Origin of the sequence: Staphylococcus sp. HMSC072E01 (assembly GCF_001814125.1) — a bacterium.
GTDB classification, from domain to species: domain Bacteria; phylum Bacillota; class Bacilli; order Staphylococcales; family Staphylococcaceae; genus Staphylococcus; species Staphylococcus hominis.
Genome location: NZ_KV814964.1, coordinates 1 through 15,947 on the forward strand (window position 1 = coordinate 1; position 15,947 = coordinate 15,947).

The window sequence follows — 15,947 nt, forward strand, 5'->3', positions numbered from 1 at the left end:
AAGATGAAAAACAAGAAGAAACAGATGCACTTGCGGCACAACGCCGAGCAATTCAATCAGAAACATCAAATCATTTAGCAGATGAATCACCATTAGCAAAAGAAATACAAGAAGCTAAAGCTGAAACTACAGTAAAAGAAAATAATTATTTTAATAATGAACATAATAGTGCAGAAGAAATTGTAGCACAACAAAATGCTATTAAAGATGAGTTGTCAACTAACTTAGCAGACGAATCGCCACAAGCGCAAGAAATACAAGAAGCTAAAAAAGAAGCAATTGCTAAAGATGAAAAACAAGAAGAAACAGATGCACTTGCAGCACAACGTCGAGCAATTCAATCAGAAACATCAAGTAACTTGGCAGACGAATCACCACAAGCGCAAGAAATACAAGAAGCTAAAAAAGAAGCAATTGCTAAAGATGAAAAACAAGAAGAAACAGATGCACTTGCAGCACAACGTCGAGCAATTCAAAATGAATCAGAAACAAATCAATTATCTAATCCAGCAAGAAGTCATCAAACTCAAAATAGCGAAAATGAGTCACAAGCTTCTAAAATTGCATCGGCAGCTAGAACTAAGCAAGCTAAGTTAAAAAATAATAAAGATGTAGCAAGTAATACTCGAAAATTATTTGAGGAGACACCAATAACATCTTCTAAATATGATAAAGTGCCTAATTTGATAACTAAAAATCATAAGTCATTTAATAAAGATGAAGAAATAACAAAAAATAAACAAACTCACCATGATGCTAAATTTGAAAAAGGAGTTATTACTCACCAACATCAACCATCTCAATCAAATTCAAATCAAAAAAATAAAAAACATAAGCAAAAAAGTAAAAATCAGAATCAAAAAAATCAAAATAAAAACAAAACGCCAAAGCAACAACAAAGAGCTGAAAAAGCAAATAGTAAAATAGAAAAACGTACATTTAATGATTAATCTTTTTAAAAGAGCAGTGTAATATTTTACATTGCTCTTTTAATTCTTTATATAGTATTATTAATTATATTAATTTTAATAATTCAGAAATATCAGAAAATTTATTTGATTTATAGTTGAATATTTTTAATGTAATTGTTAGAATACTATCTAAATACAATTATTTTACCGCTTTAAAGTAATATAATTCAGTATAGTAAAATTTATTGAGGTGAGTATGAATGTCTACAAAGTTAGAACAATACAGGGAAGAGATAATTTCAATTAATAATCAAATTCTAGACTTATTATCAAAAAGAGGGGAATTAGCCCAAAAAATAGGAGAAGAAAAAATTAAGCAAGGTACTAAAGTTTATGACCCTCAACGAGAAAAAGAAATGATTAATGAATTAATGGATCGTAATAACGGACCATTTAATGATAATGTAATTAAACAATTGTTTAAAGAAATCTTTAAAGCGTCTACTGATTTACAAAAATCAGAAAATGAAAAACACTTATATGTTTCAAGAAAATTAAAACCGGAAGATACAATTGTAAAATTTGATAACGGTGGAGTTATTGGTGATGGAAATAAATCATTTGTATTTGGTCCATGTTCTGTTGAATCTCAAGAACAAGTTGATGCAGTAGCTCGTGATTTACAAGCCAAAGGTGAGAAATTCATTAGAGGCGGTGCATTTAAACCAAGAACATCACCATACGATTTCCAAGGATTAGGAATTGAAGGGCTTAAAATATTGAAAAATGTTAAAGATAAATTCAATTTTAATGTTGTTAGTGAAATTGTAAATCCAGCTGATTTCGAAATTGCTGATGAATACTTAGATGTCTTCCAAATTGGTGCAAGAAATATGCAAAATTTTGAATTACTTAAAGAAGCTGGACGTACAAATAAGCCAATCTTATTAAAACGTGGTTTATCAGCTACTATTGAGGAATTTACATTTGCAGCTGAATACATTGCTTCTCAAGGTAATAAAAATATTATTCTATGTGAACGTGGTATTCGTACTTATGAAAAAGCTACTCGTAATACACTTGATATTTCTGCCGTACCTATCTTAAAACAAGGTACTCACTTACCAGTAATGGTAGATGTTACACATAGTACAGGACGTAAGGATATTATGTTACCGACTGCAAAAGCAGCACTTGCAGTGGGTGCAGACGGAGTAATGGCAGAAGTACATCCAAATCCATCAGTAGCTTTAAGTGATAGTGGTCAACAAATGGATTTAAATGAGTTTGATAAATTTTATAATGAATTAAAGCCATTAGCTGACATGTACAATTCTAAACAACTTAAATAAAACATCATCCTTTAATTTACTAGCTATTCATTTTACTAAAATTTAGGGCAATATAGAAAGTTTTATATTTAACTTCTATATTGTTCTTTTTTAGTTAAAACGAATAGTTTTATTTTGATTTTATTAAATCTATTAACTAAAATTTGACACAATTGTGAATATAAGTCTTATATATTTGACACATTACCAATTTATGATAAACTTTGAAAATGAAATGAAAACACGTAATAATAATAAATGAAACGCTTACAAGGAGGAAATTATGACGGTAACTATATATGATGTAGCTAGAGAAGCTCGTGTATCTATGGCAACTGTATCACGAGTAGTTAATGGCAATCAAAATGTAAAACCAGAAACACGTAAAAAAGTAAATGATGTTATTCAAAGATTAAATTATAGACCAAATGCTGTTGCAAGAGGACTAGCTAGTAAACGTACAACTACAGTAGGCGTTATTATACCCGATATCTCTAATATTTATTATTCTCAACTTGCTAGAGGTATTGAAGATATTGCAACAATGTATAAGTACCACTCTATCATTTCTAATTCAGACAATGATCCAGAAAAAGAAAAAGAAATTTTTAATAATTTGTTAAGTAAACAAGTAGATGGCATTATCTTTTTAGGTGGTACAATTTCTGATGAAATCAAAGATTTAATTAATCATTCTTCAGTTCCAGTAGTAGTATCTGGAACAAATGGTAAAGATGACAATATCGCATCTGTTAATATCGATTTTGCTAAAGCTGCCAGAGAAGTTACAGAACAACTTATTAAAACAGGCGCAAAAGATTTTGTACTTGTAAGTGGAGATTATTCTAAAAAGGCTCAAGAAGATGTACTAAGTGGTTTAAAGGATGCTTTAAACAAACATCAATTAAAGTTAAATAACACTATAGAATTATCAGGTTCAGAAAGCTATAAAGACGGAGTGAATGTCTTTGAAAAATTAAAAAATAATTTGCCTGATGCTATATTATCTATTAGTGATGAACAAGCAATTGGTATTTTGCATAGTGCTCTTGATGCTGGAATAAAAGTTCCAGAAGAACTACAAATCGTTAGTTTTAATAATACGCGTTTGGTAGAAATGGTTAGACCTAAACTATCTAGTGTCATTCAACCATTATATGACATCGGGGCAGTAGGTATGCGTCTTCTTACTAAATTTATGAATGAAGAAGACATTGCAGAACCTAATGTAGTTTTACCACATAGAATTGAATATCGAAACACTACTAATTAAAGTAATGTGAAAAAAAGGATAAAATCAAAATTTTATCCTTTTTTAATATATAAGTTACTATAATAAAATTATGTAAACCCTTTTAATATTGCTAAATTGATTATAAATAAATTAAATTTTTGTAAACGCTATCAAGTATTCGACATATATTTATTTGTTAGTTATTATAAAGTAGTAAGATGGTTTGGTAGTTATTTCTAAATATCTTATTACATAAAATTTATTTTAAACAAGGGGTTGAAATAATTTGGCACATTTATCAGATTTAGATATTGCTAATCAATCAGAATTAAAACCAATTGGAGACATTGCGAAAAAAGCAGGAATACCTGAACATGCTTTAGAGCAATATGGACACTACAAAGCTAAAATTGATATTAATCAAATTCAATCAAGAGATGAAAAAGGTAAAGTTGTCTTAGTAACTGCAATGAGTCCTACACCAGCTGGGGAAGGTAAATCAACTGTCACAGTAGGCTTAGCTGATGCTTTTAATGAGTTAAATAAAAATGTTATGGTTGCTTTGCGTGAACCTGCTTTAGGGCCAACTTTCGGAATTAAAGGTGGCGCTACTGGTGGGGGATATGCGCAGGTTTTACCTATGGAAGATATTAATTTACACTTTAACGGTGATTTCCATGCAATTACAACAGCGAATAATGCATTATCAGCATTTATAGACAATCACATTCATCAAGGTAATGATTTAGCAATTGATGTACGTCGTGTTGAATGGAAACGTGTACTTGATATGAATGATCGTGCATTACGTAATGTCATCGTTGGGTTAGGTGGACCAACTAACGGTGTTCCACGTGAAGATGGTTTCAATATCACTGTAGCATCTGAAATAATGGCGATTTTATGTTTAGCTCGTAATATTAATGATTTAAAAGAAAAAATCAGTCGTATTACAGTTGGTTATACTCGTGAACGTAAACCAATTACTGTTGCAGACTTAAAAGTTGAAGGCGCTCTTGCAATGATACTTAAAGATGCAATTAAACCTAATTTAGTACAAACTATTGAAGGAACACCAGCACTTGTACATGGTGGACCATTTGCTAATATTGCTCATGGTTGTAACTCGATTTTAGCAACTGAAACTGCACGTGATTTGGCAGATATTGTTGTTACAGAAGCAGGCTTTGGTTCAGATTTAGGCGCTGAAAAATTTATAGACATCAAAGCACGTGAAGCAGGCTTTGAACCTTCTGCAGTTGTCCTAGTAGCTACTGTTCGTGCGTTAAAAATGCATGGAGGTGTTGCTAAAGATAATCTAAAAGAAGAAAATGTCGAAGCAGTTAAATCTGGTATTGTTAATTTAGAGCGTCATGTTAATAATATTAGAAAATTTGGAGTAGAACCTGTGGTTGCTTTAAATGCATTTGTACATGATACTGAAGATGAAACTGAAGCAGTTAAAGCTTGGGCTAAAGAAAATAATGTACGAATTGCCTTAACAGAAGTATGGGAGAAAGGTGGTAAAGGTGGCGTTGATCTTGCTAATCAAGTTCTTGAAGTCATCGATCAACCACAAGAATTTAAATTCTTGTATGATTTAGATCAATCATTAGAAGAAAAAATTGAAACAATTGTAAAAGAAATCTATGGTGGTTCTTCAGTAACGTTCAGTAAAAAAGCAAAAAGACAATTAAAAGAATTTACCGACAATGGATGGGGCAAATATCCAATCTGTATGGCTAAAACACAGTACTCATTTAGTGATGATGCAACCGCTTTAGGCGCACCAACTGATTTTGATATAACTATCAGAGAATTAGAAGCTAAAACAGGCGCTGGATTTATTGTTGCATTAACAGGTGCAATTATGACAATGCCGGGATTACCTAAAAAACCAGCGGCATTAAACATGGATGTCACTGATGAAGGTCATGCAGTAGGATTATTCTAATTTAGATTAAAGAAAAAACGTTTGAGACTTTTACTGTCTCAGACGTTTCTTTGTTTTACCAACAAATTTCATCATTTTGTTGGTAAAACTGCATGTGAAAAGACAAGTAATTTAGCGGCAAAACCAATTAAAAGACGAATTTCAGGTTTTTTACTGTGTATGACTTTGCAATTGCTTTTGTAATTACAATAGGAGTTGACATCATGTTTAAGCTATATTGTTTTTTATAGCTTTAGCAATTTTTTAAGTCGTGACTTTATAGGGAGCTCCTTTTGTAGAGTGAGTTAAGTCATCTGCAGGATTTAATCTCCAATCCATTTTAATACCGACTGGTTCAATTATTGATACTTCATTCCTCACATCTAATTAGAGTAGTTTTAACTACTTGAAGAGTTTCAAATTTTTCAATACTCTGACCAGGGCCATAAACAATGTGACCTTGCTTTGTTAAGAATAAAGCTGTTTAATCTCCTATAACACCGATTACTTAAATAATTAAAATGACTTTTGTCATTAATGAGACCTTTTGGAAATATATTTATCTAACCTTCTAATTTAAATGATATATCGATATTTTGTGTTATTACTATCATATATTTATTTTAAAAGTCTTTTAAATTCAATACTCATAAACTATTTAAATTAATATAAAGTGCGATAAAAGATATTGATTGATTCATTGAGGCTTAGTTAATAAATGATCATAAATAGTATATTGTTTTGCCTGTTGATATGTCTTTTTAGTAATTACCCCTTCCACTAGCATTCGTTTTAATACATAATGCTGACGGTCAATACTAATTTTAACTTCGTTATAAGCCTTCAAATCACCATTATTTTCATACGGTGTATACGTATAAGGACTTTGCAATAAGCCAACAAGATAAGCGGATTGTGCAACATTTAACTTGGAGGGGGGAACGTTAAATAAACTATAGGAAGCAGATGCAATTCCAGTTATATTTGCACCATTATAATCGCGTCCAAACGGTACAATATTTAAATATGTATAAATAATTTCATTTTTAGATAATATTTTTTCAAGACGCATCGCTAATATAATTTCATTTGCCTTACGACTATATGTTTTTTCATTTGTTAAGACTTGATTCTTTATTAATTGTTGTGTAATTGTACTTCCGCCAGAACGAGAATTTAAACTTAAAACATCTTGTATCATTGCTCTTATTAACGCTTTTGGTAAAATTCCATCATGTTTAAAAAATAATGTGTCTTCAGAAGATATTAATGCTTTAATTACGTTTGAATTTACATGTTTTGGACCTACGATGAGAGAGTTTTGAGAATGATCATACTCAGTTAAAATATTTTTATCGTGATTCAAAATCTCATCACCTGAAAAGTGTAGTACGCGGTGTTTCAATTCAGTATCACTTATATTTGAAGCTTCTTGAGTAAGATGATGAAAATAAGTAGCAGTACCAAGAACAATAAGTATAGAACCTAAAACTATAATACTCAAAAGGCCTACCATAATATGTTTTATAAACTTATAATTTTTTTCAAACGTTTTAAATTGAACATCTTTAAATAATAATTTCATGGTAGTCCTCCTCAAATTAAATACAGTATATCATATCTAGCATATTTGACTTTTAGAAGAGGTTTTTTTATAATTATTATCAATTCAATATGTATTGAATAAGAGGAGAAGTAATATATAAATTAACTTAACAGAGAGTTAGTGGATGCTGTGAACTAACATGTGTTTATATATGAATACACCTCATACTTATTTATTCAACGTTTATTAATGAGCGTATCATTAATAGAGTAAACAATTCTATTTGAATTGTTAAGTATGGTGGTAACGTGCATAAGCGCCCTTACATTGTTGTGAGGGTGCTTTTTTATTTAATAAAAATAAATTTTATAGGAGGATATAACTATGTCAAATGCATTACTAGAAGAATTACAATGGAGAGGTTTAATTTATCAACAAACTGATGAACAAGGTATTGAAGATTTATTAAATAAAGAACAAGTAACGTTGTATTGTGGTGCAGATCCAACTGCTGATAGTTTACATATTGGTCATCTTTTACCATTTATGACATTACGTCGATTCCAAGAACATGGTCATCGTCCAATAGTACTTATTGGTGGAGGCACTGGTATGATTGGAGACCCATCTGGTAAATCTGAAGAACGTGTATTACAAACTGAAGATCAAGTAGCAAAAAATGTTGAAGGCTTAAGCGCTCAAATGCATAAACTATTTGAATTTGGGACAGATAAAGGAGCCGTACTCGTTAATAATAGAGACTGGTTAAGTCAAATTTCACTAATAAGTTTCCTCCGTGATTATGGTAAACATGTAGGTGTCAATTATATGCTAGGTAAAGATTCAATTCAATCACGATTAGAAAATGGAATTTCATATACAGAATTTACTTATACTATTTTACAAGCAATTGACTTTGGCCACTTAAATCGTGAACTTAATTGTAAAATTCAAGTTGGTGGTTCTGATCAATGGGGTAATATTACAAGTGGTATTGAGTTAATGCGACGTATGTATGGTCAAACAGAAGCTTATGGTTTAACTATTCCATTAGTGACAAAGTCTGATGGTAAAAAGTTTGGGAAATCAGAATCTGGAGCTGTTTGGTTAGATGCTGAAAAAACAACACCGTATGAATTTTATCAATTCTGGATTAATCAATCGGATGAAGATGTTATTAAATTCTTAAAATACTTTACATTCTTAAGTAAAGAAGATATTAATCGCCTTGAACAATCTAGAGATGAAGCACCACATTTACGAGAAGCTCAAAAAGCACTTGCTGAAAATGTAACAGAATTTATTCATGGTAAAGAAGCACTTGATGATGCAATTAGAATTTCAGAAGCATTATTTAAAGGTGATTTAAAATCTTTATCAATTAAAGATATCAAAGCAGGGTTTAAAGAAGTACCTCAAGTTGAAGTTTCTAAAGCAACAACTAACATTATTGATGTTTTAATTGAATCTGGAATTGCTTCCTCAAAACGACAAGCAAGAGAAGATGTAAACAATGGAGCAATTTATATTAATGGTGAAAGAGAACAGTCTGTTGATTACAACTTAACTGATGAAGATAAATTTGATAATGAATTTACAATTATTCGCCGTGGTAAGAAAAAATACTTCATGGTAAATTATAAATAATCTTATCTGAGAAGAATATATTGAAAACGAGGTTAATCCATTATTTTGGATTAACCTCGTTATTTATTATCGAATAAATTGACTATTATTATCTTCAGAATTATATGATTGCGAAGATATTGATTTTTGATTTTTAAGAGTGACTGATACGTCTTTAGTTTTACCATCACGTATAACAGTCAACTTCACGGTTTCACCTGGCTTTTTATTTTGATATAAGTACGTTCTTAGATCGGTATCATCATCTACTTTTTTACTATCTACTTTAGTAATGATATCGCCAACTTTTAATTCACTAGAGTGGCTAACTTTTGCAATATACACACCAGTATCACGATCAGTTTTTAATTCTTTTTTATAAGAATCTGGAATATCACTTAAGTTAAGTAACCCTATTCCAATTGAAGGACGTTCTACTTTACCATGTTTAACGAGTTGTTCAATTGTAACTCTAACTTCATTACTTGGGATTGCAAAACCAATACCTTCAACTTGGTCAGCAGCAATTTTCATTGAATTAATACCTACTAAATTACCATTAACATCTACTAATGCACCACCAGAGTTACCGGGATTAATTGCTGCATCTGTTTGTAGCACATTTACTTTAGTTCCACCAGAAGTGGTATTAGATTCAATTGTACGTTCATTTGCAGAAATAATACCTGATGTTACTGAGTTAGCAAATTCTAAGCCAAGTGGGTTACCCATTGCGAAAACACTATCGCCAGTTTGAACTTTAGAAGAATTTGCGAATTTCATTGCTTTAATTCCTTTTTGAGAATCGATTTTTAAAACTGCAATATCTGAAACTGCATCTGTACCTACAAGCTTTGCTTCTACTTGTTTACCGTTATGTAATTGTACTTTAATTTGTGATGCACCATCAATAACGTGATTATTAGTGACGATATAAGCAGAATTGTTGTTAATTTGATAAATAACACCAGAACCGATACCGGCTTCTTGTGCCTTAGTTGATTTACCTTGTAATAAATCGTCAAAACTTGTTGCCTTTTGCATATTGATGACACCTACAATAGCAGGAGAAACATCTTTGATCATGGCATTAACCGATTTATATTTATCACTTTTACCGTCTAACACATTGCCACCTTTATCATTCGTAGCCTGTTGGACTTGAGATCCACCACTATTTGAATCATCTCCATTCATAAGTCGATTAACTCCTAAAACAATTAATGCTCCTATGATACCAGCGATTAGAGCAATAATAATAATTCTAAACCATGGAAACTTCGGTTTAGGTGGACGTGAATGCTGATAATCGCTGGATTGAAAATATTGATTATATTCTGTCATATTAAACCTCCGTATATATTTTAACCATTATCTCAATTATGAAGAAAATATTTAAATATTTCTAGTAAATAGCTATCAGTCTTAAGATGTATCTTTTAAAATCTTGTTCACGTGATAAGTTAATGATAAAATCGACTAAGTGTAGAAACTTAGAAGTAGGTGACAAAATGTATAAATTTATTAGTAAATTTTTAGAATTAATAATCGTAAAAATGGCACGTTCATTACATATTGTAGGTAAAGAGAACATTCCTAAAGATAGTAAATATGTTGTGACTTGTACCCATGAAAGTTATAATGAAGTGATTTTATTAGGATTAGCTTTAATTCCAAATGAAATTCATTATATGGCTAAAAAAGAATTATTTAGTAATAAATGGGGTGGCAAATTTTTAAGATCTTTAAATGCTTTTCCAGTAGATCGAGAAAATCCGGGACCTAGTACGTTAAAACAACCTGTTAAATTATTGAAAGATCATAAAACAGTAGGTATCTTCCCAACAGGTCATAGAACTTCAGTTGAAGGCGCGCCTTTAAAACGTGGAGCTGCAACGATTGCTATGCTAGGTAAAGCACCAATCTTACCAGCTGCTTATGTTGGACCAACGAAGTTACATGGTTTAGTCACTGGTCAAGCGATGATTAAATTTGGTAAACCTATTTATCAATCTGACATACCTAAAGATTTAAAGCGTAACGAAAAAATTGATTTTCTAACTAAAGAAATAGAAAGACGTACAGCACAGTTACAACATGAACTTCATCTTATTCAAGAACATCTTTAATAGATATTGATAGCATTATTCATCAGAAGATTTTCTAAATAGAGAATCTTCTTTTTTTATAAATAATTGATAAATGGATGATAGGAGTACCATGAGTGAAAATGACAAGTTTTAAGAAATCTATTTTCCGTTAGTACCATATATTACCTAACGTATGGTTCTTGTTATTTTGTCTTTAATCATTTTTATTTAGTCAATGCGGAAAGATTATTTAATAAAAAAATAGATTTGAAGTAAAATACCAGTTAATTATCTCAATCAATAATAAAAATCATTTATAATATCTTATTAAATATATATACGTTTTAATCTTTATTGATTAAAGCGTATCTTTTTTATTTTGTCATCACATTGTCTATTTATATAATATAAATAGATAGCGTAACCGCTTACAAATATGATAAATTATATATTGGACTAAATACATAAAAAATATAATTTTTAATAAATAAAGGAGGATAAAAGATGTTTAAATTCTTTCAAAATCTCGGAAGATCGTTAATGCTCCCTGTAGCAGTTTTACCAGCAGGAGCAATCATAACTGGGATAGGTAACTTACTAAATGCACTTCATGTTCTTCCCACAGTAGCCATGTTCTTTTCAATTGTAGGAACAGCTATTTTAGGACAATTAGGATTAATTTTTGCTATCGGTGTAGCTATTGGTATGGCTAAAAAGAACGATGGTGCCGTTGCTTTGGCAGGTGCGTTAGGATATGCCATGGTAACGAAAGTATTAAATCCAGAAAATGTGGCTACGTTATTTAATATAAAAGAAAAAGCAGTTAACTTAGGCTTTACAAAAATGGATAATTCTAATGTATTTCTTGGTATTATTATCGGGTTAATTGCAGCATATTCTTTTAATAAATTTAGTGAAGTTGAATTACCTATGGCCTTGTCATTTTTTAGTGGTAAACGATTAGTACCTATTATGACTGTATTTTTTAGTACTATATTAGCAGTTATACTATTATTTATTTGGCCTATGGTCTTTTCAGGCATTGTTGCATTTGGAGAATGGTTAGTAGGTTTTGGTTCATTCGGAGCATTTTTATATGGTGTCTTTAATCGACTACTTATTCCTACTGGTTTACATCATGCATTGAATGCAGTATTTTGGTTCGATACAGCAGGAATTAATGATATTGGTAAATTCCAAACAGGTGTAGATGCAGTAAAAGGTATAACAGGACGTTATCAAGCAGGTTTCTTCCCAATTATGATGTTTGGTATACCAGCAGCAGCACTTGCAATGTATCACAGTGCTGAGACAAAGCAACAAAAGCAAGTATGGGGATGGTTTTTAGCAAGTGCTATTTCAGCCTTTGTAGTAGGAGTTACAGAGCCAATTGAATTTGCATTTATGTTTGTTGCACCTGTACTTTTTATCATACATGCCTTATTAACAGGGCTTTCATTATTTATTGCATCTCTATTTCAGTGGACTGCGGGATTCTCATTTAGTGCAGGATTAATTGATTATGTTTTATCACTCATTAATCCAGTCGCTAATCACCCTTTAATGCTATTAGTTCAAGGTATTGTATTCTTTATTTTATATTATGTTATTTTTAGAATTATGATTAAAGTATTGAATTTAAATACAATAGGACGTGGTGATAACTTACTAGCTGATCCAATAGTAGAAGAAACGACAACTATAGATAAATCAAAAAGTGGAAAATATCATCAACCAGCTACACAAATATTAGAAGGTTTAGGTGGAAAATCTAATATCGATAGTTTAACAAACTGTGCTACACGACTTCGTTTAGAACTAAAAGATAATACGATTATTGATGAACAAAAAATTAGAAATGCTGGAGCTGTTGGGGTGACGAAAAATGGCCACCATTCAACACAAGTAATTATTGGTACACATGTTCAACAAGTAGCAGATGAAATTGAAAAACAGATGAAATAATTCAACAGAAACAATAAAAGCGACATTATATGTCCAAATCATTTGTTACACTATAGTCCTATTGATAAATATTATTTATATAAAAGAGCTAATGCTAGATTTTAAGCATTGGCTCTTATTTTTATTACATTGACTTTATATAAATGTTCGTTATGATTATAAGTATCAGAATAGTCAAAAAATGGAGAGATGTCGATGAAATCAATTTTATTTGATGTAGATGGTGTGTTTTTAAGTGAAGAACGTTGCTTTGATGTATCTGCCTTAACAGTTGAAGAACTATTAAAGAGTGATGATTTTTTAGGTTTAGATAGCGCTCAAAATTTTAATCATATGAATGATGAATTAATTGAAGATATAAGAACACAAGTATTTTTAAACGATCAAATTTTAAATCAATTAAAATCTTTAGGCCTTAATTCTAACTGGGATATGTTATTTGTTGTATTTAGTATTCATTTCATCCATCTCTTGAAACAGTTGGATTCAGAAACAATTAGACAAGTGACTCATGTTGAAACGTTTTCAGTTGAGACTCTACGTGAATTACAATCTTATAATTATCAATTTAAAGTTAATTATGCAGTACCGTTAAAATTTATTCAAAATAGTCAAAGTGGTAAAGAGAATATTTATCTTGAATTAGAAGATTACGCAAAAGATCAATTAAATATTGAAAATGCTAAATTATTTAATTTAAAAAGTCCACTTTGGAATTTAGCTAGAGCAATATATCAAGAATGGTATTTAGGAACAACTTTATATGAAAAAGTAGAAAAGCTTACTCCTTTGTCTATTCCTAAGTCTGGTTTTATTTATGAAGAAAAGATCTTACGTCCTGTGGAAGAAATTAAAACATTATTAAATGATATAAAACAAGCAGGTTTTAACATTGCCATTGCAACTGGTAGACCAAGAACAGAAACAATTGTTCCATTTGAGTCCTTTGGTCTTAAATCTTTTTTTAATGAAAATCATATTGTCACAGCGAGTGAAGTATTGAAAGCTGAGTCAGTATTTCCAAAAGAAGGGCTACTAGGTAAACCTAATCCATTTAGTTATATTGCAACTCTTTATGGAAACAATGAGGGAGATTATTTGCACTATATTCAAAATCAAAAACATATTGTTAATGAGAATGATGTATTTATTGTTGGTGATTCATTAGCGGATTTATTATGTGCTAAAAAGATTGGGGCAACATTTATAGGTACTTTAACTGGTTTAAGTGGGAAAGAAGCAAAAGAAGACCTAGAGCAACACGGTGCTGACTATATTGTTAATCATATTTGTGACATTAGACATATTCTACTTAATAAATAATAAAAAGAGAGGAACGCCGAATATTATCGTCGTTCCTTTCTTATTTATTATACTGATAAAGTTGTACCGTAGATGTTATCAAAATCACCAATCTCATATAATTCTTTAATAACTTGTTGAGTAATAGGTTGATCTATTGACAGAATCATCATTGCTTGTCCACCTTCAGAACTTCTTCCTAAAGACATTGAAGCAATATTGATATCATGTTTACCGAGTAGTTGACCTGTTAAACCTACCATTCCTGGTAAGTCTTTATGATAAGAAATAAATTGATAAGCATTGGGTTTAAAATCTACTGAATAATCATTAATTCTTACAATACGTGCACCAAATCCGTCTATTACAGTTGCACCAATTTTTACTTCGTCATGTTCACTTATCAAATTAATTTGAATATAATTACTGAATGTTCCCTGTGAAGCACGATTTTCAATATGATGAGTGATACCTTGTTCGTTTAATAATGCAATAGCATTAATTAAGTTCACGCGTTCACCTAAATTTTGTTTTAAAATTGACGTGACGATTGATCGAGTAATTAAATCAGATTCTTTTTTAGCATGTTCTCCGTTAAAAGTCACTTTAATCTCTCTAGGCGCATCATCTAATAATTGAATTGCCAATTCACCTGAAAGCTGGCTAATACGAAGCCATTGTTGTGTCTTCTCATCAATATGGTTTAAGTTTAACTTAGGTGCATTGACTGCGTTTGTAACATTACCATTTTCTAAAATATCAATGATTTCTTCAGCAACGGATACAGCTACTTTTTCTTGTGCTTCAATCGTAGATGCACCTAAATGAGGAGTTACAATAATATTTTTATGATCGAGAAGCGGTGAATCTAGGGGAGGTTCATTTTCAAATACGTCTAATGCTGCTCTAGCAATTTGATGTTGATTTAAGGCATTCAGCAAGTCGTTTTCATTAATAATTCCGCCTCTAGCTACGTTAATAATTTGTAACGTTGGTTTGGCTTGATTAAAAAAATGAGCATCGATAATTCCTTTTGTTTTAGGTGTTAACGGTGTGTGAACGGTAACAAAATCTGAACGTTGAGCAATTTCATCAATCGTTGCTAGTTCAATTCCAAGTTGCTCGGCTTTTTCTTTAGTCAAAAAAGGATCATAAGCTAAAACAGTCATACCAAAACTTTTTAATCTTTCTGCTACACCTAAACCAATACGTCCTGCTCCAATGACGCCTAATACTTTTTGATATAATTCAACTCCTTTAAATGCTTTACGATTCCATTCTTTATTCTTTAGTGATGTGTAAGCTTGCGGAATATTTCGTGCCATTGCTAGAATCATAGCAACTGAGTGCTCAGTAGCAGAAATCGTATTTCCATCGGGAGCATTTACAACGAGTATACCGTTTAGAGTTGCTGATTTTATATCAATATTATCCACACCTACACCGGCTCTAGCGATAACTTTTAAGTTTGAAGCATGGTTAATAATAGATTCTGTGACTTGAGTTTGACTACGTACGATTAACCCTTGATAGTTAGGAATAATATCGACAAGTTCTTCTTCAGTTAAACCAGACTTAAAATCAACCTTAAAATCAGAATGATGGATTAAACTTTGTAAACCTTCTTCTGAAATTGGATCTGAAACTAAAATATTATGCGTCATGTTGAATTACCTCCGTAAATTTTAACGTAGCTTTACCAATATAATTGACTTTACGATAATCTGTAAGAATTATCTCTAAAGCTGAAACAACAGATAAAATATCAAAAGGTGACACTTTTCCCATGTGACCAATTCTCAAAATGGTTCCTTTTAGTTTGCCTTGACCACCAGCAATAGTAATATTAAATCTTGATTTTAGTGTTGATTTAATATATGTTAATTCGTCTTTATCGTGAGGGATAAAAGAAGTAACAGTAGGAGAGGCATATGAGTCTTTAGTAACTAATAATTTTAAATCTAATGCTTTTAAACTTTCGTTTTAAAAAAGTAATCTACACCGTTAAC

The 15,947-nt window shown here is 30.9% G+C and carries 11 protein-coding genes and 1 pseudogene; 8 read left to right on the forward strand and 4 right to left on the reverse strand.

The window, feature by feature from the left end:
• From HMPREF2953_RS11640 to HMPREF2953_RS04875, 4 genes are all read left to right on the forward strand, one after another.
• Positions 1 to 950, forward strand: a 950-nt coding sequence (locus tag HMPREF2953_RS11640; protein ID WP_256263315.1) for a coiled-coil domain-containing protein, incomplete at its 5' end; no start/stop codon positions are given.
• Between the two features lie 221 nt (positions 951 to 1,171).
• Positions 1,172 to 2,263, forward strand: coding sequence for a bifunctional 3-deoxy-7-phosphoheptulonate synthase/chorismate mutase (locus tag HMPREF2953_RS04865; RefSeq protein ID WP_070672089.1), 1,092 nt, complete (start codon positions 1,172 to 1,174; stop codon positions 2,261 to 2,263).
• A gap of 262 nt (positions 2,264 to 2,525) precedes the next feature.
• Positions 2,526 to 3,515: a catabolite control protein A gene (ccpA, locus tag HMPREF2953_RS04870; RefSeq protein WP_049335900.1), complete on the forward strand. Its 990-nt coding sequence runs from the start codon at positions 2,526 to 2,528 to the stop codon at positions 3,513 to 3,515.
• A 247-nt stretch (positions 3,516 to 3,762) separates the two neighbouring features.
• Positions 3,763 to 5,430 carry a formate--tetrahydrofolate ligase gene (locus HMPREF2953_RS04875; RefSeq protein WP_070672091.1) on the forward strand — a complete coding sequence of 556 codons (1,668 nt, stop codon included), beginning with the start codon at positions 3,763 to 3,765 and terminating at the stop codon, positions 5,428 to 5,430.
• Positions 5,431 to 6,106: 676 nt separating this feature from the next.
• Here the strand turns inward: HMPREF2953_RS04875 and HMPREF2953_RS04880 are convergent.
• On the reverse strand, positions 6,107 to 6,994 hold the full coding sequence (locus HMPREF2953_RS04880; RefSeq protein ID WP_070672093.1) for a transglycosylase domain-containing protein: 888 nt from the start codon (positions 6,992 to 6,994) through the stop codon (positions 6,107 to 6,109).
• Positions 6,995 to 7,339: 345 nt separating this feature from the next.
• Here HMPREF2953_RS04880 and tyrS point away from each other — a divergent pair, with 345 nt between their 5' ends.
• Positions 7,340 to 8,602: a tyrosine--tRNA ligase gene (gene tyrS, locus HMPREF2953_RS04885; protein WP_002487995.1), complete on the forward strand. Its 1,263-nt coding sequence runs from the start codon at positions 7,340 to 7,342 to the stop codon at positions 8,600 to 8,602.
• A 66-nt stretch (positions 8,603 to 8,668) separates the two neighbouring features.
• Here tyrS and HMPREF2953_RS04890 read toward each other — a convergent pair whose 3' ends face one another.
• Complete coding sequence (locus HMPREF2953_RS04890; protein WP_002455201.1) at positions 8,669 to 9,925, reverse strand: S1C family serine protease; 1,257 nt, start codon at positions 9,923 to 9,925, stop codon at positions 8,669 to 8,671.
• Between the two features lie 167 nt (positions 9,926 to 10,092).
• Between HMPREF2953_RS04890 and HMPREF2953_RS04895 the strand changes: the two genes are divergently transcribed.
• The 3 genes from HMPREF2953_RS04895 (at position 10,093) to HMPREF2953_RS04905 (ending at position 13,959) form a co-directional block, all read left to right on the forward strand.
• Positions 10,093 to 10,710 (forward strand): lysophospholipid acyltransferase family protein, encoded by a 618-nt coding sequence (locus HMPREF2953_RS04895; RefSeq protein WP_070672095.1) that lies wholly within the window; start codon positions 10,093 to 10,095, stop codon positions 10,708 to 10,710.
• A gap of 465 nt (positions 10,711 to 11,175) precedes the next feature.
• On the forward strand, positions 11,176 to 12,636 hold the full coding sequence (nagE, locus tag HMPREF2953_RS04900; RefSeq protein WP_002455202.1) for an N-acetylglucosamine-specific PTS transporter subunit IIBC: 1,461 nt from the start codon (positions 11,176 to 11,178) through the stop codon (positions 12,634 to 12,636).
• 195 nt (positions 12,637 to 12,831) lie between these two features.
• Positions 12,832 to 13,959: an HAD family hydrolase gene (locus tag HMPREF2953_RS04905; protein WP_070672097.1), complete on the forward strand. Its 1,128-nt coding sequence runs from the start codon at positions 12,832 to 12,834 to the stop codon at positions 13,957 to 13,959.
• A gap of 47 nt (positions 13,960 to 14,006) precedes the next feature.
• On the opposite strand, the gene serA is transcribed toward HMPREF2953_RS04905, so the two are convergent.
• Both serA and HMPREF2953_RS11255 read right to left on the reverse strand, forming a co-directional pair.
• Entirely contained in the window at positions 14,007 to 15,602 is a 1,596-nt protein-coding gene (gene serA / locus HMPREF2953_RS04910; protein ID WP_070672099.1) for a phosphoglycerate dehydrogenase, read from the reverse strand.
• Positions 15,592 to 15,947: pseudogene (locus tag HMPREF2953_RS11255) on the reverse strand (alanine--glyoxylate aminotransferase family protein); the annotation flags it as partial. The gene serA and the pseudogene HMPREF2953_RS11255, both read right to left, overlap by 11 nt.

Coding starts and splice junctions, on each gene's coding strand:
- HMPREF2953_RS04865 (WP_070672089.1), top strand. CDS start 1,172: ATGTCTACAAAGTTAGAACAATACAGGGAAGAGATAATTTCAATTAAT.
- ccpA (WP_049335900.1), top strand. CDS start 2,526: ATGACGGTAACTATATATGATGTAGCTAGAGAAGCTCGTGTATCTATG.
- HMPREF2953_RS04880 (WP_070672093.1), bottom strand. CDS start 6,994: ATGAAATTATTATTTAAAGATGTTCAATTTAAAACGTTTGAAAAAAAT.
- tyrS (WP_002487995.1), top strand. CDS start 7,340: ATGTCAAATGCATTACTAGAAGAATTACAATGGAGAGGTTTAATTTAT.
- HMPREF2953_RS04890 (WP_002455201.1), bottom strand. CDS start 9,925: ATGACAGAATATAATCAATATTTTCAATCCAGCGATTATCAGCATTCA.
- HMPREF2953_RS04895 (WP_070672095.1), top strand. CDS start 10,093: ATGTATAAATTTATTAGTAAATTTTTAGAATTAATAATCGTAAAAATG.
- nagE (WP_002455202.1), top strand. CDS start 11,176: ATGTTTAAATTCTTTCAAAATCTCGGAAGATCGTTAATGCTCCCTGTA.
- HMPREF2953_RS04905 (WP_070672097.1), top strand. CDS start 12,832: ATGAAATCAATTTTATTTGATGTAGATGGTGTGTTTTTAAGTGAAGAA.
- serA (WP_070672099.1), bottom strand. CDS start 15,602: ATGACGCATAATATTTTAGTTTCAGATCCAATTTCAGAAGAAGGTTTA.